This is a genomic window from Amycolatopsis marina, from assembly GCF_900111885.1.
GTDB classification, from domain to species: Bacteria; Actinomycetota; Actinomycetes; order Mycobacteriales; family Pseudonocardiaceae; genus Amycolatopsis; species Amycolatopsis marina.
The window spans coordinates 144,452-165,929 of the sequence record NZ_FOKG01000007.1; the positions used below are offsets into that span (position 1 = coordinate 144,452).

Annotated in this window: 15 protein-coding genes; 13 read left to right on the forward strand and 2 right to left on the reverse strand. The window is 68.3% G+C overall.

Annotation, left to right across the window (positions count from 1 at the left end; all coding sequences use genetic code 11):
- The first annotated feature begins 61 nt into the window (after window positions 1–61).
- The 10 genes from BM199_RS13630 to BM199_RS13675 all read left to right on the forward strand — a co-directional run bounded on the left by BM199_RS13630 (window position 62) and on the right by BM199_RS13675 (window position 16,772).
- On the forward strand, window positions 62–2,710 hold the full coding sequence (locus tag BM199_RS13630) for a valine--tRNA ligase (RefSeq protein WP_091673456.1): 2,649 nt from the start codon (window positions 62–64) through the stop codon (window positions 2,708–2,710).
- 186 nt (window positions 2,711–2,896) lie between these two features.
- Entirely contained in the window at window positions 2,897–4,420 is a 1,524-nt protein-coding gene (locus tag BM199_RS13635) for a sugar ABC transporter ATP-binding protein (RefSeq protein WP_091673458.1), read from the forward strand.
- Complete coding sequence (locus BM199_RS13640; protein ID WP_091673460.1) at window positions 4,417–5,457, forward strand: ABC transporter permease; 1,041 nt, start codon at window positions 4,417–4,419, stop codon at window positions 5,455–5,457. Before BM199_RS13635 ends, BM199_RS13640 begins: the two co-directional genes overlap by 4 nt.
- Before the next feature lie 14 nt (window positions 5,458–5,471).
- Window positions 5,472–6,485: an ABC transporter permease gene (locus tag BM199_RS13645; protein ID WP_091673461.1), complete on the forward strand. Its 1,014-nt coding sequence runs from the start codon at window positions 5,472–5,474 to the stop codon at window positions 6,483–6,485.
- Window positions 6,482–7,666: a substrate-binding domain-containing protein gene (locus BM199_RS13650; protein WP_091673463.1), complete on the forward strand. Its 1,185-nt coding sequence runs from the start codon at window positions 6,482–6,484 to the stop codon at window positions 7,664–7,666. Before BM199_RS13645 ends, BM199_RS13650 begins: the two co-directional genes overlap by 4 nt.
- Window positions 7,663–8,532: a sugar phosphate isomerase/epimerase family protein gene (locus tag BM199_RS13655; RefSeq protein ID WP_218160342.1), complete on the forward strand. Its 870-nt coding sequence runs from the start codon at window positions 7,663–7,665 to the stop codon at window positions 8,530–8,532. The genes BM199_RS13650 and BM199_RS13655 overlap by 4 nt, the downstream gene beginning before the upstream one ends.
- A gap of 69 nt (window positions 8,533–8,601) precedes the next feature.
- Entirely contained in the window at window positions 8,602–13,989 is a 5,388-nt protein-coding gene (locus tag BM199_RS13660; protein ID WP_091673465.1) for a ThuA domain-containing protein, read from the forward strand.
- 53 nt (window positions 13,990–14,042) lie between these two features.
- Entirely contained in the window at window positions 14,043–14,708 is a 666-nt protein-coding gene (locus BM199_RS13665; RefSeq protein WP_177242615.1) for a hypothetical protein, read from the forward strand.
- Window positions 14,709–14,892: 184 nt separating this feature from the next.
- On the forward strand, window positions 14,893–16,356 hold the full coding sequence (gene folC / locus BM199_RS13670) for a bifunctional tetrahydrofolate synthase/dihydrofolate synthase (protein WP_245788362.1): 1,464 nt from the start codon (window positions 14,893–14,895) through the stop codon (window positions 16,354–16,356).
- On the forward strand, window positions 16,353–16,772 hold the full coding sequence (locus BM199_RS13675; RefSeq protein WP_091673470.1) for a DUF4233 domain-containing protein: 420 nt from the start codon (window positions 16,353–16,355) through the stop codon (window positions 16,770–16,772). The genes folC and BM199_RS13675 overlap by 4 nt, the downstream gene beginning before the upstream one ends.
- A 16-nt stretch (window positions 16,773–16,788) precedes the next feature.
- On the opposite strand, the gene BM199_RS13680 is transcribed toward BM199_RS13675, so the two are convergent.
- Together BM199_RS13680 and BM199_RS13685 are read right to left on the reverse strand one after the other, a co-directional pair.
- Window positions 16,789–17,268 carry a DinB family protein gene (locus BM199_RS13680; RefSeq protein ID WP_091673471.1) on the reverse strand — a complete coding sequence of 160 codons (480 nt, stop codon included), beginning with the start codon at window positions 17,266–17,268 and terminating at the stop codon, window positions 16,789–16,791.
- 74 nt (window positions 17,269–17,342) lie between these two features.
- Window positions 17,343–18,620, reverse strand: coding sequence for an HNH endonuclease signature motif containing protein (locus tag BM199_RS13685; RefSeq protein WP_245788344.1), 1,278 nt, complete (start codon window positions 18,618–18,620; stop codon window positions 17,343–17,345).
- 303 nt (window positions 18,621–18,923) lie between these two features.
- Here BM199_RS13685 and BM199_RS13690 point away from each other — a divergent pair, with 303 nt between their 5' ends.
- The 3 genes from BM199_RS13690 to ndk all read left to right on the forward strand — a co-directional run bounded on the left by BM199_RS13690 (window position 18,924) and on the right by ndk (window position 21,449).
- Window positions 18,924–19,277, forward strand: coding sequence for a VOC family protein (locus BM199_RS13690; protein WP_091673473.1), 354 nt, complete (start codon window positions 18,924–18,926; stop codon window positions 19,275–19,277).
- 121 nt (window positions 19,278–19,398) lie between these two features.
- Window positions 19,399–20,982, forward strand: a complete 1,584-nt coding sequence (locus BM199_RS13695; RefSeq protein ID WP_091673475.1) for an alkaline phosphatase D family protein — start codon at window positions 19,399–19,401, stop codon at window positions 20,980–20,982.
- Between the two features lie 56 nt (window positions 20,983–21,038).
- Window positions 21,039–21,449 carry a nucleoside-diphosphate kinase gene (gene ndk, locus BM199_RS13700; protein WP_091673477.1) on the forward strand — a complete coding sequence of 137 codons (411 nt, stop codon included), beginning with the start codon at window positions 21,039–21,041 and terminating at the stop codon, window positions 21,447–21,449.
- The last annotated feature ends 29 nt before the right edge of the window (window positions 21,450–21,478 follow it).

The window sequence follows — 21,478 nt, forward strand, 5'->3', positions numbered from 1 at the left end:
CTTTACGCGAGACCCGGTGCCAGCGGAAAGCGACGGGGAGCGGTTCGTAGACTTACCTGCTGTGACGGTTAATGGCACCCAGCAGCAGACCGACCTGCCCGGCAACTGGAACCCCGCGGACTCCGAAGCCGCGATCTACCAGCGCTGGGTAGACGCGGGTTACTTCACGGCGGACGCGGAGTCGGACAAGCCGCCGTTCTCCATCGTGCTGCCGCCGCCGAACGTCACCGGCAGTCTGCACATGGGTCACGCGCTGAACCACACGGTCATGGACGCGCTGTGCAGGCGGCGGCGGATGCAGGGCTACGAGGTGCTGTGGCTGCCGGGCATGGACCACGCGGGGATCGCGACCCAGAACGTCGTCGAGCGCCAGCTCGCCGCGGAGGGCCGCTCCCGGCACGATCTCGGCCGGGAGGAGTTCGTCGAGCGGGTCTGGGAGTGGAAGGCCGAGTACGGCGGCAAGATCCTGGACCAGATGAAGCGTCTCGGCGACGGCGTCGACTGGTCCCGTGAGCGCTTCACCATGGACGAGGGCCTGTCCAGGGCCGTGCAGACCATCTTCAAGCGCCTCTACGACGACGGGCTGATCTACCGTGCCGAGCGGATCATCAACTGGTGTCCGCGCTGCCGCACCGCGTTGTCGGACATCGAGGTCGACCACTCCGAGGACGAGGGCGAACTCGTCTCGATCCGCTACGGCGACGGCCCGGATGCCATCGTGGTCGCCACCACCAGGGCCGAGACGATGCTCGGGGACACCGGCGTCGCCGTGCACCCGGACGACGAGCGCTACGCGCACCTGATCGGTACCGAGGTGGAGCTGCCGCTGACCGGCCGCAGGATTCCGATCGTGGCCGACGAGCACGTGGATCCCGAGTTCGGCACGGGCGCCGTGAAGGTCACCCCGGCGCACGACCCGAACGACTTCGAGATCGGCAGGCGGCGCGGGCTGCCGTCGATGACGATCATGGACGAGCGCGCGGTGATCACCGCGCCGGGTCCGTTCGAGGGGCTCGACCGGTTCGAGGCCCGGCCCGCGATCGTGGCGGCGCTGCGCGAGCAGGGCCGGATCGTCGCGGAAAAGCGTCCCTACCTGCACTCGGTCGGACACTGCTCGCGCTGTGACACGGTGATCGAACCGCGGCTGTCGCTGCAGTGGTGGGTGAACGTCGAGCCGCTGGCGAAGGCCGCGGGGGACGCGGTGCGCGACGGTCGCACGAAGGTTCACCCGCCGGAGCTGGCGAAGCGCTACTTCGACTGGGTCGACAACATGCACGACTGGACGATCTCGCGCCAGTTGTGGTGGGGGCACCGGATTCCGGTCTGGTACGGCCCGGACGGCGAGACCGTCTGCGTCGGCCCCGACGAGCAACCCCCGTCGGGAGACGGCTGGCACCAGGACCCGGACGTCCTGGACACCTGGTTCTCCTCCGGCCTCTGGCCGTTCTCGACCATGGGCTGGCCGGAGTCGACGGCCGAACTGGCGAAGTTCTACCCGACCAGCGTGCTGTCCACCGGTTACGACATCCTCTTCTTCTGGGTCGCTCGGATGATGATGTTCGGGCTGTACGCGATGCAGGACAACGGGGAGCGGCGTGCGGTCCCGTTCGAGCACGTCTACCTGCACGGGTTGATCCGCGACGCGGGCGGCAAGAAGATGTCGAAGTCCCGCGGCAACGTCATCGACCCGCTCGACTGGATGAACACCTATGGCGCGGACGCGACCCGCTTCACCCTGGCGCGGGGCGCGAACCCGGGCAGCGACATGGCGCTGGCCGAGGAGTGGGCCGCAGGCGCGCGAAACTTCGGCACGAAACTGTGGAACGCCACGAAGTTCGCGCTGCTGAACGGGGCCACAGTAGACCGGCCGGTGCCGCCCGTCGGAGAACTCACCGAGGTCGACAAATGGATTCTCGGCAGGCTCGGCACTGTGGTGTCCGAAGTGGACGAGCTGTTCGAGACCTTCCAGTTCGCCAAGATCGGCAACCTGCTCTACCACTTCGTCTGGGACGAGCTCTGTGACTGGTACGTGGAACTGGCGAAGGTCCAGTTCTCGGGACCGACAGCCGACGGCACAAGGGCGGTGCTGGGGCACACGCTGGACACGGTGCTGCGCCTGTTGCATCCGTTCATGCCCTTCATCACCGAGAAGCTCTGGGTCGCCCTCACCAGCGGTGAGTCACTGGTGGTGGCGTCCTGGCCGCAACGTTCCGCCGAGCACGAGGCGTACGCGGACCCGGTGGCGGCGGCCAGGGTGGCGGACGTGCAGAAACTGATCACCGAGATCCGCAGGTTCCGGGCCGATCAGGGACTCAAGCCGGGACAGAAGGTGCGGGCCACCCTCTCCGGTGGCGGATTCGAGGCGCTCGCGGACCACGAGGACGCGATCCGGGCGCTGGCACGGCTGACCGAGCCCGGCGACGAGTTCTCGGCGAGTGCCTCGATCGAGGTCGGCCTCGCCGACGGCGTGGCCGACGTGGAGCTCGACCTGTCCGGTGCGGTCGACGTGGTGGCCGAGCGCAAGCGGCTGGAGAAGGACCTCGCCGCCGCGCAGAAGGAGCTCAAGCAGACCGAGGGCAAGCTGGGCAACCAGGCCTTCATGGACAAGGCGCCGGCGCAGGTGATCGACAAGATCCGGGCACGCAAGGACACCGCGGCGGCCGATATCGAACGGATCGGGGCGCGGCTCGCGGCGATGCCGCAGAGCTGACCGAGCTCCTTCGCGCCGGACCCCTCCGGCGCCAGTGGTGCCGACAGGGCCACTCCCGCTATCTCGCTGGCGGGGGTGGCCCTTCGGCGTCTGCGGGTAACTTTTTGATTTCACGCACCCGATTTCTGTGCGCCCACAACAAACTTTTGTTTGACACGCACTGAAGCTCTCCGTAATGTCCCCGCCATGCCTGTGACTGGACTCACGTCGCACGATCGTGTCAGCCCGGCTGTCCGGTTGAGTGCGATCCGTAAGCAGTTCCTCGGCGTCGAGGTGCTGCACGGCGTCGATCTGGAGTTGTGGCCCGGCGAGGTGCACGCCCTCGTGGGGGAGAACGGTGCCGGTAAGTCCACGCTGATGAAAGTCCTCGCGGGGGTCTATCGCCCGGATGGCGGCACGATCGAGGTCGAGGGAGATCAGCAGACGTTCGGTTCCCCTCGTGAGGCACAGGCCGCCGGGATCTCGATCGTGCACCAGGAGTTCACGCTTCTGCCGGATCGCACCGTGGCCGAGAACGTGTTCCTCGGTCGGGAGCCGGTGCGCCGGGGTCAGGTCGACCGGGCCCGTCTCGAGGCGGACACCGCCGAACTGTTCGAGAGTCTCGGCGAGCAGGGGATCTCCCCGCGCACCCAGGTCCGGCGACTGCCGGTCGCGCAGCAGCAGGTGGTCGAGATCGTCAAGGCGCTGTCCACCGACGCGCGGGTGCTCGCCATGGACGAGCCGACCGCGGCGCTGGCCGATCACGAGGTGGAGTTGCTCTACTCCCTTGTCCAGCGACTCTGTGCTCGTGGGATCGCGGTCCTGTACGTCTCGCACCGGCTGCGCGAGGTGTTCGATCTCAGCGCTCGGATCACCGTGCTCAAGGACGGCTCCCTGGTGACCTGCGCGCCGACGAGTGAGCTCACCAGCGAGAGCCTGGTGAAGCACATGGTCGGCCGTCCGCTCGAATCGCTCTTTCCGGCGAGGGCGACGGCAGCGGAGACCGGCCCGGTCAAACTCGCCCTGCGCGGCGCGGGCAACGACCGGATCCGGAACCTGGACCTCGAGGTGCGTGCCGGCGAGATCGTGGGGCTCGCCGGTTTGCAGGGGGCGGGTCGCTCGGCGGTGGCGCGAGCGGTCTGCGGTGTGCAGCCCTTCACCACCGGCACTCTCGAACTTGGCGGTGCACCGGCCCGCATCCGCTCGCCGCGCGCGGCCGTGCGAAACGGAATCGCGCACGTCACCGAGGACCGCAAGGGCGACGGACTCGCGCTGCGCCAGTCGGTTCGCGACAACATGCTGTTGGTGCGCAGGGCCGCGTTCGGTCGCAGTCGCGGCGCCAGGGGGGTCGAGGAACTGCTCCGCGAGGTCGCCGTCGTCTGCCGGAGCAGCGAGCAGGACGTGCGGTACCTCTCCGGTGGCAACCAGCAGAAGGTGGTGCTGGCCAAATGGCTCGCGGTCGAGCCGAAGATCCTGGTGGTCGACGAGCCCACCCGAGGAATCGACGTGGGGGCCAAGGAGACGGTTTACGAACTGCTCCGCGGCCTTGCCCGCGAGGGGGTGGCGATTCTGATGATCTCCTCCGAACTGCCGGAGCTGATCGGCATGAGCGACCGCGTGCTGGTCATGCATGACGGCGAGCTGGCCGGCGAGCTGCCTGCGGGTGCCAGCGAGGAGTCGGTGATGGCGTTGGCGACGGGGCATTCGCTCGGAATGCAGGAGGCTTCGTGAGCAGCACGGCAGTCCGCTCCGATCCCCAGCCGCAGTCGCCCGCCGCTAAACGTCCACACTGGACCCACTGGATCACGCCCACGGTGTCCGTGTACCTGGCGCTGGTCCTTGTCCTGATCGTGGGCAGCGTGCTGGTCGCGGCGAAGGGCGGGATGCTGCTCGACCAGGGCGGGATCCAGAACATCCTCACTCGCAGCACCGCGCTCGGCCTGGTGGCGATCGGGCAGACGATGGTGATCCTCACCGGCAAGCTCGACCTCTCGGTGGCGTACCTGATCGGGCTGACCTCGCTGATCGCCGCGGAGACGATGGCGGGCGACCCCGGGATGATCGTTCCGGGAGTCCTGCTCGCGGTCGGCTGCGCCGCGGCCATCGGCCTCTTCAACGGCCTGGTGGTCACCAAGCTCAAGGTGAACGCGTTCATCGCCACCCTCGGCACCGCGCTGATCATCCGCGGCTATCTGGAGAACGGCTACTCCGGTCCGGCAGGACAGGTGCCAAGGGTCTTCCAGCATCTCGGGTTCGACCGCATCGGACCAGTGCCGATCTCCACCCTGTTGATGTTCGGCATCGCCGGAGCGGTCTGGTGGTACCTGACCAGGACTCGCAGTGGCTACCACTTCTATGCGGTCGGCGGTGACGAGGACGTCGCGAGGCTCTCCGGCATCCGCACCGATCGCACCGTGCTCAAAGCGCACGTGCTCTGTTCGGTCCTCGCCGGACTCGCGGGCGTCTTCCTCGCCAGCAGGCTGGGTTCCGGCGCACCCTACGTCGGCACCGACGCCGGGTACGACCTGGAGTCGATCGCGGCCGTGGTCCTCGGTGGCACGTTGCTGGCAGGCGGAAGAGGTGGAGTCGCGGGAACCATCGGCGGTGTCCTCATCCTCGCCTCGCTGGACACCACGTTCGACCAGCTCGGTGTCTCCTCGTTCTTCAAGGATGTCGTCCGCGGTGTGGTCCTGATCGTCGCGGTGGCGCTGTACGCGCGCAGGCAGATGTCGTCGGGAACGCGGCTGCTTCCAGGGGGGCGACGATGACGCAGGGAAACGACATGACACGCACGAAGGAAACCGCGGCTGCTCCCGCCCGCTCGTTCCGCCCGAAACTGGCCCAGGGCACGGGGCCCGTGCTCGCGGTTCTCGCGGTGCTGCTGATCGCACTGGCGTTCGCCGGTGCCGCCTACAGCGAGCCGGAGGGCTACCTCGCGCTGCTCAAGCGCGCGGCGCCGCTGATGATCCTCGCGATCGGCCAGTACTTCGTCATCGTCAGCGGAGGTTTCGACCTCTCCGTGGGGTCGCTGGTGACCGCGGAGGTGGTGATCGCGGCGCGGTTGATCGACGGCGACGAGTCGGCGACGCTCTGGGTGATCCTGTTCATCCTCGGATTCGGCGCGCTGGTCGGGCTGGTCAACGGGCTCATCACGACGCGACTGCTGGTGCCGTCCTTCATCGTTACGCTCGGCATGCTGCTGGTGCTCGACGGTGCCGTGTTCCTCTGGACCGGCGGCTCCCCACGCGGTGCGCTGTCCGAGGCGTTCCGGACACTCGGCAGGGAGGGGATCGACGTCCCGCTGATCGGCCAGCTGCCCTGGTCGGTGCTCGTGCTCGCGGTGCTCGTGGCACTCGCGGTGCTGTTCATGCGGGGGAGCACAGGCCGCCTGCTCGTGGCGATCGGTGACAATCCCGCCGTCGTCCGGCTCGGCGGCGGCAACGTCGAACGCGTCCGCACCCTCGCGTTCGTCCTTTCCGGACTGTCTGCTGCCGTTGCCGCGATCCTGCTGGGTGGCTTCGCCGGTGTCTCGGCTCAGGTGGGGGAGGGCCTGGAGTTCCGGGTCATCACCGCGGTCGTCCTCGGCGGCGTCCTCCTCGGCGGCGGCCGCGGTTCCGTGGTGGCCGCAATGGCCGGTGCGCTGACCTTGGAAGCCCTGTTCTCCCTGCTCAATCTGCTCGGTGTCTCCGGTGGACTCGAGTCGGCCGTACAAGGGGTGATCATCATCGCTGCCGTCGCATATGCCTCGGTAGGAAACCGGTTCTCGCTCCGCAAAATGTTCAGGAGAAGTGAATGAAGAAAGTGACCATCGCCGTGCTCGCCGCGGGTCTGCTGACCCTCGCGGCGTGCTCCAGCGACCTGCCCGCCGATGGTGACGCGGCGGCCCCCGCTGGGGAGTCGTCGAGTCAGGACGCGGGCAACGCCTCGGAGTTCTTCGACCAGGCGGAGTACGACCGGCAACTGGCTCTGCGTGACGCGACACCGGAAGGGCCCGCGGACAAGCCGTGGGAGCAGGCGCTGGAGCCGGAGATGGTGGACACCTCCGAGTACGCCAAGGACGGGCCGCACAAGGTCTGCTTCTCCAACGCCTCGGTGGACAACCCGTGGCGCCAGGTCGGCTGGAAGACCATGCAGGCCGAGGCCGATCTGCACGACGGCATCTCCGACTTCACCGTGCTGGACGCCGAGGCCAAGGACGACAAGCAGATCAGTGACATCCAGTCGCTGACCTCGCAGGGTTGTGACGCGCTGATCGTGTCACCGAACACCACCGCCACGCTCACGCCCGCGGTCGAGCAGGCGTGCGCCACCGGCACCCCGGTGATCGTGTTCGACCGTGGCGTCGACACCGACTGCCCGGTCACCTTCATCCACCCGATCGGCGGTTACGCCTTCGGAGCCAGCGCGGCCGAGTTCCTCGCTGACGAGGTCGGCGAGGGCGGCAAGGTGCTCGGTCTGCGGGTGCTGCCCGGCGTGGACGTCCTGGAGCACCGCTGGGCCGCGGCCGAGCGGATCTTCCAGGAGCGCGGTGTGGAGGTGGTCGGCGCCGAGTTCACCGAGAACGACAGCGCGAAGGCCAAGAGCGTCGTCTCCGACTACCTGCAGCGGGAAGGCCAGATCGACGGGATCTGGATGGACGACGGCACGGCCGCCGTTGCGGTGCTGGAAGCGTTCGAGGACGCGGGCGCCGAGGCTCCCGCGATCTCCGGTGAGGACCAGCAGCAGTTCATGGAGAAGTGGAAGAACGAGAACCTGACCGCGCTCGCGCCGACCTACCCCACCTACCAGTGGCGTACCCCGGTCATCGCGGCGCTGAAGATCCTGAACGGCGAAGAGGTGCCCAAGGAGTGGATCCTGCCGCAGCCGGTCATCGACTCGGGTTCGCTCGACCAGTACCTCACCGCGGGAATGCCGCCGCTGCACTACGGTCTGTGCGGCTGCCAGGACATGCCGGGCTACCCGGAGCGCTGGCAGTGACGTTCAGGCACGCGATCGGGGTCAACACCTGGGTCTGGGCCTCGCCACTCGACGACGCCGCGTTGCGCATGCTCGCACCGCACGTGGCCGAACTCGGCTTCGAGGTGATCGAGATGCCGGTGGAGAACCCGGGTGACTGGGATCCGGCGGCAGCGGCGACGCTGCTGTCGGACCTCGGGCTCTCGGCCACGGTGGCGCTGGTGATGCCACCGGGCCGGGAGCTGGTCCTGGACTCCGACAGGGTGATCGCCGAATCGCAGGACTACCTCCGGCACTGTCTCGACGTCGCCGCCGAGGTCGGCTCACCGGTCATCGCGGGCCCCGCCTACTCGTCGGTGGGCCGCACCTGGCGGATGACCGACCAGGAGCGGGCGGACTGCCTCGCCCAGTGGCGGGAGAACCTCGCGCCCGTGCTCGAGCACGCTTCTTCGATGGGCCTCCGAGTCGCGGTCGAGCCGCTCAACCGGTACGAGACCAGTCTGTTCAACACCATTGAGCAGACCCTGAGTGGTCTTGGTGACCTTGAAGAAAGCGCTTGCGGGATCGCGCTGGACATCTATCACCAGAACATCGAGGAAACCGATCTGCCCGCTGCGATCCGGTCGGCCGCCGGTCGGATCGCGCACGTCCAGGTGTGCGCGAACGACAGGGGAGCACCAGGCCGGGATCACTTCGACTGGTCCGCGCTGCTGACCGCGATCGGCGAAGCGGGTTACTCCGGCCCGCTGTGCATCGAGTCGTTCACCGCACACAACCGAAGCATCGCCACGGCCGCCTCGATCTGGCGACCGCTGGCCGAGAGCCAGGATCTGCTGGCCGGCAACGGTTTGCGTCATCTCAGGGAGGTGATGTCGCATATGGCCTGATCGAAGGCTCCTTGCTGTACGGCGCCGGCACGCCGAAGAACCCTCCCAGTCCCCTTACGTGAGGAACCCATGAGCACACGCAAGAGATTCTTGCTGCGGGTGGGCGCCGTCGTACTCTCCACGCTCGTCGCGCTCGGACTAGTTCCGGCGGCGGTGCAGGCGCACCCCGGGCACGAACAGGATCCTGAGTTCAACGCCCTGTTGTTCACCAAGACAGCCGGCTACCGGCACGACTCCATTCCCGCAGGCGTCGCGCTCTTCGAGCAGTTGGCTGTCGACCACCATTTCACGCTGGACCACACCGAGGATTCCGCCGTCTTCACCGACGCCAACCTCGCCAACTACGACGTCGTGATCATGTTCCAGACCTCGGGCATGGTCTGGGAGAACGACGAGCAGCGCCAGGCCATTCAGTCCTACGTGGACAACGGTGGTGGTATCGCCGCGATCCACAACGCCACGGACATGGGGATCGAGTCCGAGTTCCCGTGGTGGGACGAACTGGTCAACGCGGGTGCACACATGCCCTCGCACTCACCCGGCGTGCTCGAGGGCACCGCCAACGTCGCCGACCGGCAGCACCCGTCCACCAAGGGACTGCCGGACCGGTGGGAGCGCGCGGAGGAGTGGTACAACTTCGACCAGAACATCCGCGGCAAGGCGCACGTCCTGGTCACCGCCGACGAGTCCACGTACAACCCCGGCGGCGACGCGATGGGTGCGGACCACCCGATCTCGTGGTGCCGTGAGGTGGGTACGGCGCGGGTCTGGGCCACGGCCATGGGGCATCCGCAGGGCGCCTACAGCGAACCGCTGTTCGTCGAGCACCTGCTCGGCGGTGTCCGCACCGCGGCAGGCGTGGAGGAAGCCGACTGCTCGGCCACTGTGGACAATGCTTTCGAGAAGGTGGCACTGGACAGCAACACCAAGGCGCCGACCGCGCTCGACATCACCCCGGACGGGCGCGTCTTCTACACCGAGATCCTCGGCCAGGTGAAGGTCTACGATCCGGCCAGCGGCAGCACCTCCGTCGCACTGGACCTGCCGGTCTACTCCGGTGGTGAGGACGGTCTCGTCGGGCTCACCTTCGACCCGGCTTTCGCCGACAACGGCTGGATCTACCTGTACTACTCGCCTCCAGGCGACGCCGAGATCAATCGGGTCTCGCGGTTCAACGTGGAGGGCAACGCGATCCTCGCGGACACCGAGAAGAAACTGCTCGACATCCCCGCGTCCAGGCTCGAGGAGCCGGGACACACCGGCGGGTACCTGACGTTCGGTCCGGACGGGAACCTCTACATCGGCGTCGGCGACGACACCAACCCGTTCCAGTCCAGCGGTTACGCGCCGATCGACGAGCGCGAGGGGCGGTCCCTGTTCGACGCCCAGCGGGCCTCGGCGAACACCAACGACCTCCGCGGCAAGATCCTCCGGGTACACCCGGAGGCCGAGGGCGGTTACAGCATTCCCGAGGGCAACATGTTCGCTCCGGGAACCGAGAAGACGCTCCCGGAGATCTACGCGATGGGTTTCCGTAACCCGTTCCGGTTCAGCGTCGACACCGACGGCACGATCTACATGGCCGACTATGGTCCGGACTCCCGCAGCGCCAACCCGAACCGGGGCCCGGACGGCAAGGTGGAGTGGAACATCATCCGGGAGCCCGGGTTCTACGGCTGGCCGTACTGCATCGCCGACAACATCGCCTACAACGACTACGACTTCGCCACGTCCACCTCGGGGGCGAAGTTCGACTGTGCCAACCCGGTCAACGACTCGCCGAACAACACCGGCCTGACCGAGCTGCCCGCGGCCAAGGCCGCGGACGTCTGGTACGGCTACGGCGAGTCGGCGGAGTTCCCGGTGCTGGAGACCGGTGGTGCGGCCCCCATGGCGGGTCCGGTGTACCGGTACGACCCCGAACTGGAGTCGGAGACGAAGTTCCCGGCCTACTACGACGGCAAGCCGTTCTTCTACGAGTGGGCCCGGAACCGGATCTTCAACTTCAACCTCGACGAGCAGGGGTCGCTGCTGGAGATCGCCCCGTGGCTCGACAGCGTCGAGACCCTCGCGCCGATGGACATGCGGTTCGGTCCGGACGGCTCGATGTACCTGCTGGAGTGGGGCGGTGGTTACGGAAGGGACAACCCCGACTCCGGCCTCTACCGGATCGACTACACGCAGGGCAACCGCAGGCCGATCGCGAAGGCGACGGCGACCCCGTCCTCCGGAATCGCGCCACTCGAGGTGGCCTTCTCCAGCGAGGGATCGAGCGATCCCGAGGGAACGGGACTGACGCACGCCTGGACGTTCGGTGACGGTGGTACCTCCAGCGAGGCCAACCCCGCGCACACCTACACCGAGAACGGCACGTACAACGCCCAGCTCACGGTCACCGACGAGACCGGCAAGGCCGGGGTCGCCAACGTGACCGTCACGGTGGGCAACACGGAGCCGGTGGTCGATCTCGCGGCACCGCCGGACGGCGGCATGTTCGACTTCGGTGACGAGATCGCCTTCGACGTGGGTGTGACCGATGCCGAGGACGGCGAGATCGACTGCGGCAAGGTCGTGGTGCAGCCGGCACTCGGCCACGACGCGCATGCTCACCCACTGGACCCGGTCAACGCGTGTGAGGGCACGTTCCAGACCATTGTGGATGATGGCCACGCGGATGCGAACATCTTCTACTCGGTCGACGCGAGCTACACCGACAACGGCGCGGGCGAGCTGCCGCCGTTGGTGGGCAGGGACACGGCGATCCTGCAGCCGAAGCACAAGCAGGCCGAGTACTTCACCAACTCCTCGGGCATCCGAGTGGTGGAGCAGGCCGGCGCGGAGGCAGGCAGGCGGATCGGTGACATCAGCGACGGGGACTGGATCTCGTTCTCGCCGATGAACCTCACCGGTATCGATCAGGTCGCGGTTCGGGCCTCGTCCGGTGGTGACGGTGGTTCGATCGAGTTCCGCGCAGGCGCCCCCGACGGGGAAGTACTGGCGACGGTGGAGGTGCCGAACACGGGTGGCTGGAACAACTACGTCACGCTCCCGCCGGTGAACATCACCGACCCGGGTAGCACGACTGAGCTGTTCGTGGTGTTCCGCTCGGCCGCGGCGGGTCCGTACGACCTCGATTCGCTGTCGTTCGTCGGCAAGGGCGTCGCGGTCAACGCGGCTCCGCACGTGCAGGTGGAGGCGACGCCGACGACGGGCAACGCCCCGTTGAAGGTGGACTTCACCGCCACGGCGACCGATCCCGAAGGGGATGAGCCGCTCACCTACGAGTGGGCCTTCGGTGACGGCGCCACCGCGTCCGGTGCTCAGGTCGGTCACACGTACACCGAGGCGGGGGAGTACACCGCGAAGGTGACGGTCACCGACAGCGCGGGCCGCAGCAAGCAGGCGAGCGTCCCGATCGTGGCGACCCCCAAGGTGTCGCCCCCGATCGAGTGCCTCACGCCCGGGTCCGACGAGTTCTCCGGCGATGCACTCGACGGCGAGCGCTGGACCACTGTCCGCCCGGATGGTTCGCAGTACACGGTGGCCGACGGTCACCTGGCCCTGCCGACCGCGGCGGGGGACATCAACGGAGGTGCGCAGGGACCGATCTCGTTCGTCGGGCAAGCGGCACCGGGTGGCAGCTGGTCGGCGACCACACTGGTGACGATCGACGCGACGCAGCAGTGGCAGCAGGCCGGACTCATGCTGCTGGCGGACAACGACAACTACGCCAGGGTGAACGTCCAGTCCAACGGTTCGGGCCGGGAACTGGAGTTCGTGCGGGAGTCGGGAGGCCAGCGGGAGATCCGCAAGGGCGCCCTCGCGACCGACGGCACCAGCTTTCACCTGCGCATGGAGAGCGACGGCACGTCGCTGACGGCGTACACCTCGGCCGACGGTGTCACCTGGACCGCCTACGGTGACTCCTACCCGGTCGACGGTGTCGCGGAGGGTCAGCTCGGCCTCTACGCGCTGAAGGGCGACACGCCCGCGCCGGAGATCGACGCGTCCTTCGACTACTTCCGTGTCTCTTCGAGCACGGGGGCGCAGGTGGAGCCGGGCGACGAGTTCGACGGCGACCGGCTCGACGGCTGCCGCTGGAACGCGGTGGTGCGGCCCGACCTCTCGACCATGCGGGTCGAGGAGGGCGAGCTGCGGATCGACACCGTGAACGCCGACATCAACGGAGGGTCGAACGACGATCCGCCCAACTTCGTTCTGCAGCAGGCACCCGAGGGTGACTGGACCGTGGAGACGAAGATGCGGGCACCGCTGGTGGAGCGGTACCAGCTGGCCGGGTTCATGGTGCACGGCACCGACGACGACTACGTCAAGTTCGACGTGGTCGCCGTGAACGAGGCCGGATCGGCGAAGAGCCTGCGTGCCGAGCTCGTCTCGGAGAACGAAGGGCAGTTCGGCAACGGTGGCAACCGGTCGATCGCTCTTGGTGACACGGAGAGCGGTTGGTGGCACCTGCGTCTGGCCAAGGTGGGCGACTCCTACGAGGGCTGGATCAGCCACGACGGTGAGGAGTGGACCTCGGTCGGTGCGCCGGTGACGAACGCCGTGCCGGAGGCCAAGGTCGGGCTGATGGCCGTCGGACCGCAGCAGACCGCGGGTCCGGTGACGGTCGGCTTCGACTGGTTCCGTCTCAGTGCCGGACAGGCGGACGAGCAGGCGCCGGTCACCACGGCGAGCCTGGAGCCGGGCGAGCCCGACGGTGCGGGCGGTTGGTACCGCTCGGCTCCGGCGGTCTCGTTGTCCGCGGACGACGGTGCGGGTTCCGGCGTGGCCGAAACCGAATACCAGGTGGACGGTGGCGAATGGACTGCCTACACCGAACCGTTCGCGGTCGCCGGAGACGGTGCGCACACAGTGCACTACCGCTCCACGGACCAGGCGGGCAACGTCGAGGAAGCGGGCGTCGTCGAGGTGAAGGTCGACGCGACCGCGCCGGAACTCACCGTGTCCGGTGTGCAGGACGGCACTCGCTACGGCGACTCTGCCGATCTGACACTAGCCTGGGAGGCCGCGGACGCGACCTCGGGTGCGGGAACGACCGGAGCCACGCTCGACGGCGAGGCGGTGGACAACGGCGCTGTGCTGCCGCTGCACACCATCGCGCTCGGCGAGCACGCGCTCGTGGTCACCGCCGCGGACGTGGCGGGCAACGTCACGGAGCGGACGGTGACGTTCACGGTCGGAACCTCGCTGGAGGACGTGCGCACGCTCGTCGACAGGTTCACCGACGAGGACCGGATCGATGCGAAGACGTCGAAGCAGCTCAAGGCTTCGCTCGCGGTGACGACGTTGCTCGTGGCCCACGGTGTGGAGCGCGCTGCGGTGCACACCATGGGCGTCTTCGCCAGAACAGCGGAGCGGAACGTCGACGACGAGCAGGCGAAGTCGGTCCTGATCCGCGATGCCGAGGAACTGATCGGCCAGTGGCGCGGCTGATGAGTTCGTCCAAGACGCGAGGTCGGATGCCGGGCCGATCCTCGCACCGGCCGGTGCCGCGACGGGTTCGCTCGTCGCGGCACCGGCTGCCCGGCCTCGGAAAGAGGGGGGCGGCCGGGCTGGTCGCCGCCCTGGTCCTGGTGGGACTCGCGTTGGTCCTGCCCGGGCTGTGGAGTTCGGGGGACTCCGACAGCGCGCTGCAGGAACGAACGGCCGAACTGCAGGAGGCGGAGCGGGAACGCGACGCCGGACTGACCGGTGACCTGGTCGGGCTGGCCGAGGAGGCGCGGACGGATGTGCTGCCGGTCCTTTCCGGCTTCGCCGAGCTGGACGGCGATGCGACCGGTGTCGCGACGAGCGCGGAGGTACAGCGGTGGCGTTCGGCGGTCGAGTCCGCCGCCGCGCGTTTCGCGGACCGGCCGTCGGGTGGGACAGCGGTCAATCTCGCCCGGTCGGGCCTGGCCGGTGCGGTCACGATCCTCGGTCGAGCGGTCGAGACCTACGCGGTCTCACTGCGCGTCGAGGGCGCGGAGGCGCAGCAGCTGCGTGCACTGGCCGGTGAGCTGCGCGACGACGCCGTGGTGGCGTGGTCCGTCGCGGCGAGCCAGCTCGATGTCGCCGGGATCGAGGCCGGTCTCGGGCACGTGCACGTGTTCCTCCCGCCACAGGGAGTGGAGGGCGAACTGACCTCCGACCACGCGCCGGAGGGCCCGCCCTGACGGTGCCCGGTCGTACGGGCCGGTACCAGTGGCACAAGGCCGCCGGTACCGGCCCGTAGCTGTGCGGCACTCGCACGTAGACTCGCCAACGTCCGTGAGCAGGCAGAAGTTGGGAGTGTGTGTGCCGCGAGGTGAGTTCGACGACTCAGGTTCCGAGCCGGTCGACGACGAGTTCCCCGCCGAGCTGACCCGCGGGGACAACTTCATCGCCGGCCCGCTGCCGGACGCCCCGGAGGACTCGGCGGAGGCCGAGGACGCGCCGGTGGCGGAGGACCCCGCACTGGAGGAGCAGGCGCGGCGAGAGTTGATCGTGGTCGAGGCCGAGCTGAACGAGCGCTGGCCGGAGACGAAGATCGCGCCCTCGCTCGACCGGATCTCCACCCTGCTGAACCTGCTCGGCGATCCGCAGGCCGGGTACCCCGCGCTGCACGTCGCGGGCACCAACGGCAAGTCGTCCGTCGCCAGGATGATCGACGCCCTGCTGACCCGGATGGGCCTGCGGGTGGGCAGGTACACCAGCCCGCACCTGCAGATGGTGACCGAGCGAATCAGCCTGGACGGCGCGCCGATCGCGGCGTCGAAGTACGTGGACACCTACCGGGATGTCGCGCCCTTCGTGTCCATGGTGGACAGGGCTAGCGAGCCGGACGGCCCGCCGATGAGCAAGTTCGAGGTACTCACCGGCATGGCGTTCGCCGCGTTCGCCGAGGCCCCGGTCGAGGTCGCCGTGCTCGAGGTGGGCCTCGGCGGCCGGTGGGACGCCACGAACGTGGCCGACGCACAGGTCGCCGCCATCACCCCGATCGGGATCGACCACGTCGAGTACCTCGGTCCGGACGCCGTCAGTGCCGCACACGAGAAGGCCGGAGTGATCAAACCGGGCAGTGTGGCCTTGCTGGCCGAGCAGCAGCCCGAGGTCGAACGAGTGCTGCTGGAACGAGTGCTGGAGGTCGACGCCACGGTCGCCAGGGCGGGCAGCGAGTTCGGCGTGCTCACCCGCGAGGTCGCGGTCGGCGGGCAGATGCTCAGGCTGCAGGGGCTCGGCGGGGTGTACGAGGAGATCTTCCTTCCGCTGCACGGTGCGCACCAGGCCGCCAACGCCGCGCTGGCTCTGGCATCGGTGGAGGCGTTCTTCGGTGCGGGACCCGAACGCCAACTGGTCATCGAAGCGGTCAGGGAGGCCTTCGCCGAAGTGACCACCCCCGGCAGGCTGGAGCGCGTCCGGGCGGCGCCCGCCGTCCTGCTGGATGCCGCACACAATCCGCACGGTGCCCGCGCACTGGCCACCACCATCACCGACGAGTTCGCGTTCCGCAGGCTCGCCGCCGTGGTCGGCGTGATGGCGGACAAGGACGCGCGCGGCATCATCGAGGCCCTCGAACCCGTGGTGTCCGACATCGTGGTGACCAACAGCAACTCCCCTCGGGCCATGCCGCTGGAGGAACTCGCCGAACTGGCGCGCTCCGTGTTCGGTGAAGAGCGGGTGGCCGCCGAACCCACGGTCGACGCCGCCGTCGAAACCGCGATCGGACTCGTGGAACAGGGTGACGACCCCGAGGAACCCCTCGCCGGGGGCGGCGTGCTGATCACCGGCTCGGTCGTCCTCGCAGGTGAGGCGCGCACGTTGTTCGGCAAGGAGCCGGTATGAGCGAGGCAGAGGACGCGAGCTCGAAGCAACCGCCATCGGCGAAGCCGCCGGTGAAGGACCCGATGAAGTCCTTCCGCGGGATCATGGCGGGCACGCTGGTCATGGAGTCCATCGCGGTGGCACTGGCGCTGCCCGTGGTCGCGAAACTGGGTGGCGGCATCGCCAGCTGGCAGGGCTGGACCGTGATCGCCATCGCGGTGGCGATGCTGGTGCTGTGCGGTCTGCTGAGCCGTCCGTGGGCCATTCCTGCGGTGATCGCGTTGCAGCTGGCGCTGTTGACGTTTGTGGTCGCCGTTCCCGCGATCGCGATCATCGGAATGTTGTTCCTCGCACTCTGGCTATGGCTGTTCTGGCTGCGGCGAGACGTCGCACGCAGGATGGCCGAGGGCAGGCTGCCCAGCCAGCAGTCTCCTTAGGGTCTGGTCTGCCTTCTCAGTCGGCAAGCACCTGTTCGCGCAGGATGTCGGCGTGTCCGCAATGGTGGGCCAGCTCCCGCAGAACTTGCAGGTACACCCAGCGAAGTGTGCGCGGTCCGGCCCGGTGCCCGGTCACGACGGCGTCCAGAGACAGATCTGCGACCGCCGTCCTGGCCGTGGCGCAGGCCGCCTGGTGGGCTGCCGTGACCGAGGCGACCGTGTCGTCGTCGGTGAGCCGGAAGGATTCATCCGGAGTCCGCACCAGGCCGAGGTCGCGGCGGGAGGTGCCGCCGACGCACTCCTCGAACCACACCCGCTGCATCCAGGTGACGTGCTTGAGCAGCCCGAGCAGCGTCGTCGCCGACGACACGAGCTGGCGGCGGGCCTGTTCCTCGGTAAGACCGTCGAGAGTCGCCGCAATGGCACTGCGGTACTCCTCGATGAAGGCCTCGAGCTGAGTGCGTTCGTCATCCAGCGGCACATCGAACGAACCCATCAGCGTCTCCTGTCACGCTCCAGGCCGAAGCCACCCCAGCTCGTGCGAGCGGCGGCCCACGGTGAGAAGCGGGCCTAGCGCCACACTACGGCCGGTATGGGTGCTGGGGTTGCCTGTCGTTGTCGGGGTATGTCCGGGCCGCGTCGGCTGAGCGGATGGTGTGCGAAGTTGCGGAGGGGTTTCCGCTCCGGATCCAGCCACTCGGGCGGGATGAACTCCGGAGTGCCGTGGCGGATGCGTGCCGACCAGCCAGTGTGGTGCAACTCCCGGTGGTGTTTCGCGCAAACGAGGATCATGTTGTCCAGGTCGGACAGTCCATCATCGATCCACGACACCACGTGGTGGACCTGGCACCACTTCGGGCCGCGTGTGCAGCCTGGCCGGGTGCAGCCCCGGTCGCGGATGGCCAGGGCCCGTCTCTGAGCCGGTGTGGCGAGACGCTGGGCACGACCGAGGTCGAGGACCTCGCCCTGGGTGCCGAGCACAGCGGGCAGCACCTTCGCTTCGCAGCACCACCGCCGGAGCTGGCTGATCGAGGTGTAGCCACTTGCGTTGAGCATCGCGGCCTCGGCGCGCTGTTCCAGCTCGGCCAGCGACACTGTCACCGTCACCACGGCGCGTTCACCGCCGGTGAGGGGCAGGTCGTCGGCACGCGCGGTGCGGCTGATGATCTCCGCGAGGGCGTCACCCTGCCGCTGCGCAATACTGCGCGGGTCTCGGGTGCCGTCGGCGTCGGCGGGGTCGGGCTTCGCCAGCGGATGCATGACGCCTTCGAACTCGGCCGCCGACTCCGGATCCAACTGCCCGGTGAACACGTATTGCCCGTCGCGGCGGTAGCGGCCGTGGAACTCCCGATGCGGCCCCTGGGGATGTTCCCGGTCTTTCGGCGGCGTGCCCTCGACATCCCAGTGCCCGAGGATCCGCTGCCCGACCTTGGCGACCTGAGTGGCATCGGCCTGACACCCCAGTTCGACCAGCGTGTTCTCGGTGGCGAGCCGTTCGGCCTCGGGCAGGGTGTCGGGTGCTTGGGCGAGGACCTTCTGAATCTCCCGCACCTGCGCGGCGCCGATCTCCCCGGTCCGCAGAGCCTCCTCGACCAGCGGCATCGGAGTCGTCGCCTGAGCCAGACGCGCTTTCGCCTCACCCCGGGTCAGATGCAGGGCCATCATCAACAACGACACCGTTCCCGCATACCCCTGGTCGACAGCGACACCCCGCTTCTCGACTTCGCCGACGAACTCCAACATCCGCCCGAGCTGGCGACGCAGAGTTTTCTCGGACTCGAGCAGTCCACCGAACAGCTCCCCCTCGGAGAGCTGCCACACCGGAATCACCTGCTCATCAACGTCCACACCACCGACGCTACTCGAACACACGTTCCCTCAACACCCACCGTCGATGAACGGTGGCTCTGGTTCGGCGAGCGGCACGAAGCAATCACATTCCCCTACACCCCAACCACTTCCCGGAGAAAGTGTCGTGAGTGGACATAGGCTTGGAGGTAGTTGGCGGTGCCGATGATCTTGCTTGGTGGTACTTGCAGACGCACCATCCCTGAACCGGCACCTCCCGCGAAAGTGCGGGACTTCTCCTGCGGGGCAGGGAGGTCCGTTTTTTCCAAGACCGGCGATGGTCGTGGCTGCGATGATGTGACGATGATCAAGAGAATCATTTCCTACGCCGACGGCAACAAGCTTGCCGAGTCCCGGGCCTTCTACGCTGAGGTGTTCGGGTTCGAGGTCACGATGGAAGACCCGGTCCTGTGCCTGCAGTATCCGACCAGTCCCGAGGGGCAGGTGATCGTACTTCCACTCGGCATGGAGGACTCACCACCACGCTTCGGGATCGACGTTGGCGACGCGGCCACGGTTGACGCGGTACACGCCGAAGTCGTGCGGCGCGGATTACGAATCGTCTACCCGCTCACCGACGAGTCGTGGGGCGTGCGCCGCTTCTTTGTGGAGGACCCCAGTGGCACGGTGGTCAACGTGCTTGCGCACCTGCCCTGAGCGATGGCTCCGGCCTGGTCGGCACTGTTCGGGGAGTCCGCTCCGGTGCCGCCGCTCTGGTTCACCAGGTCGACAGCCCCAGTTGGCCTACCGGTCTTCGGCACGGGATAGACAGAACCGCATGACCGAACAGACCCACCCCGACCACCACAACCGACACAGCCGCCGCGTCGCGTTGCGCGCCGCGCTCGCCGGAGCGGGCGTGCTCACCGCGGGCGCGCTCGGTGCGGCACCCGCGTTCGGCGCGCCCGCGCTGGTGCGCGGTGGCCGTCCAGTCCTGACCCACGGCGTACAGACCGGCGAGGTGTCCACCCGGTCCGCCCTGGTCTGGGCCAGGGCCGACCGGCCGTCCCGCATGGTCGTCGAGGTCGCCCGCGATCCGTCGTTCGCCCGCGCCCGTCTCGTGCGGGGACCTCTGCTGACGCCGGAGACCGACGGCACCGGCACTGTGCGGCTTCCCGGTCTGGTCCCCGGTGGTGAGGTGTACTACCGCGTCCGCGCCGTGGATCTCGACGGACGGGTGGCGAGCGAGCCGGTGACCGGCCGCTTCCGCACGGCTCCGGTGTGGGGGCGTGACGTGCGGCTGGTCTGGTCCGGCGACGTCGCGGGGCAGGGCTGGGGCATCAACCCCGACATCGGCGGGATGACTGCCTACGCGGCCATGGCCGCCCGCGAGCCGGACCTGTTCCTGCACAGCGGTGACACCGTCTACGCCGACGGTCCGCTGGCCGAGTCCGTGACCCTGCCGGACGGGCGGGTCTGGCGGAACCTGGTGACGCCGGAGAAGGCGAAGGTCGCCGAGACACTGGCCGAGTACCGGGGGCAGTTCGCCTACAACCTGCTGGACGAGAACGTGCGTGCCTTCACCGCGGCCGTCCCGGTGTCCGTGCAGTGGGACGACCACGAAGTGGTCAACAACTGGTATCCGGGGGAGATCCTCGATCTGCCGCAGTACGCGGAGAAGCGGGTGGACGTGCTGGCGGCACGGGCGGCGCGCGCGTTCCGGGAGTGGCATCCGCTCGGGGACGGGGCTCCCGGACGGGACAGCGAAGGCCGGATCTACCGGAGTTTCCGGTACGGGCCGCACGTCGAGGTGTTCGTGCTCGACATGCGCAGCCACCGGGATCCGAACACCGCGGACCGCACGAAACCCGGCCGGATTCTCGGCCGGCAGCAGGCACACTGGCTGGTGCGCGAACTCGCCAGGAGCAAGGCCACGTGGAAGATCATCCAGTCCGATATGCCGGTCGGCCTGATCGTGCCCGACGGCGACGACATCGAGGGCGTCGCCAACGGGCTGCCCGGCGCCCCGGCGGGCAGGGAGAGCGAGATCGCCTGGGTGCTGCGGGAGATCACTCGTCGCAGGGTGCGCAACACCGTGTGGCTGACCGCGGACGTCCACTACACCGCCGCGCATCATTACTCGCCGGATCGGGCCGCCGTGGGGAATTTCGACCCGTTCTGGGAGTTCGTCTCGGGACCGTTGAACGCGGGAGCGTTCGGCCCGAACACCTTGGACCCCACGTTCGGCCCCGAGGCGGTTTTCGTCCATGCTCCACCCGCGGCCAACACCTCGCCGATGGACGGGTTCCAGCATTTCGGTGAACTGAACGTCGACGGGTTGTCGGGAGAACTCCGGGTGGATCTGCGCGATGGCAGCGGTGCCTCGCTGTGGTCCAGGACCCTGCGACCGCAGCGTCGCTGAGGCGATGGATAGGCTCGCCGCATTCAACTGCAGTAAACGAATGGAGAGTTACCGTCGTGAGTGAGCGCACGCTGGTCCTGGTCAAGCCCGACGGAGTCAAGCGCGGTCTCGTGGGCGAGGTCATCTCGCGCATCGAGCGCAAGGGTCTGACCCTCGCCGCGCTGGAGCTCCGCACCGTCGAGCGGTCGGTCGCCGAGGAGCACTACGCCGAGCACAAGGAGAAGCCGTTCTTCGGCGAACTGCTCGAGTTCATCACCTCCGGCCCGGTCGTGGCGCTGGCAGTCGACGGCCCGCGTGCCATCGCCGCGTTCCGTCAGCTTGCCGGCGGCACCGACCCCGTGGAGAAGGCGACGCCGGGCACCCTGCGCGGTGACTTCGCGCTGGAGACCCAGTTCAACCTGGTGCACGGTTCCGACTCGCCGGAGTCGGCCGAGCGAGAGCTCAAGCTCTGGTTCCCGGAGCTCTGACCGCAGGGCACGCAAGCCGCCATGGCCAC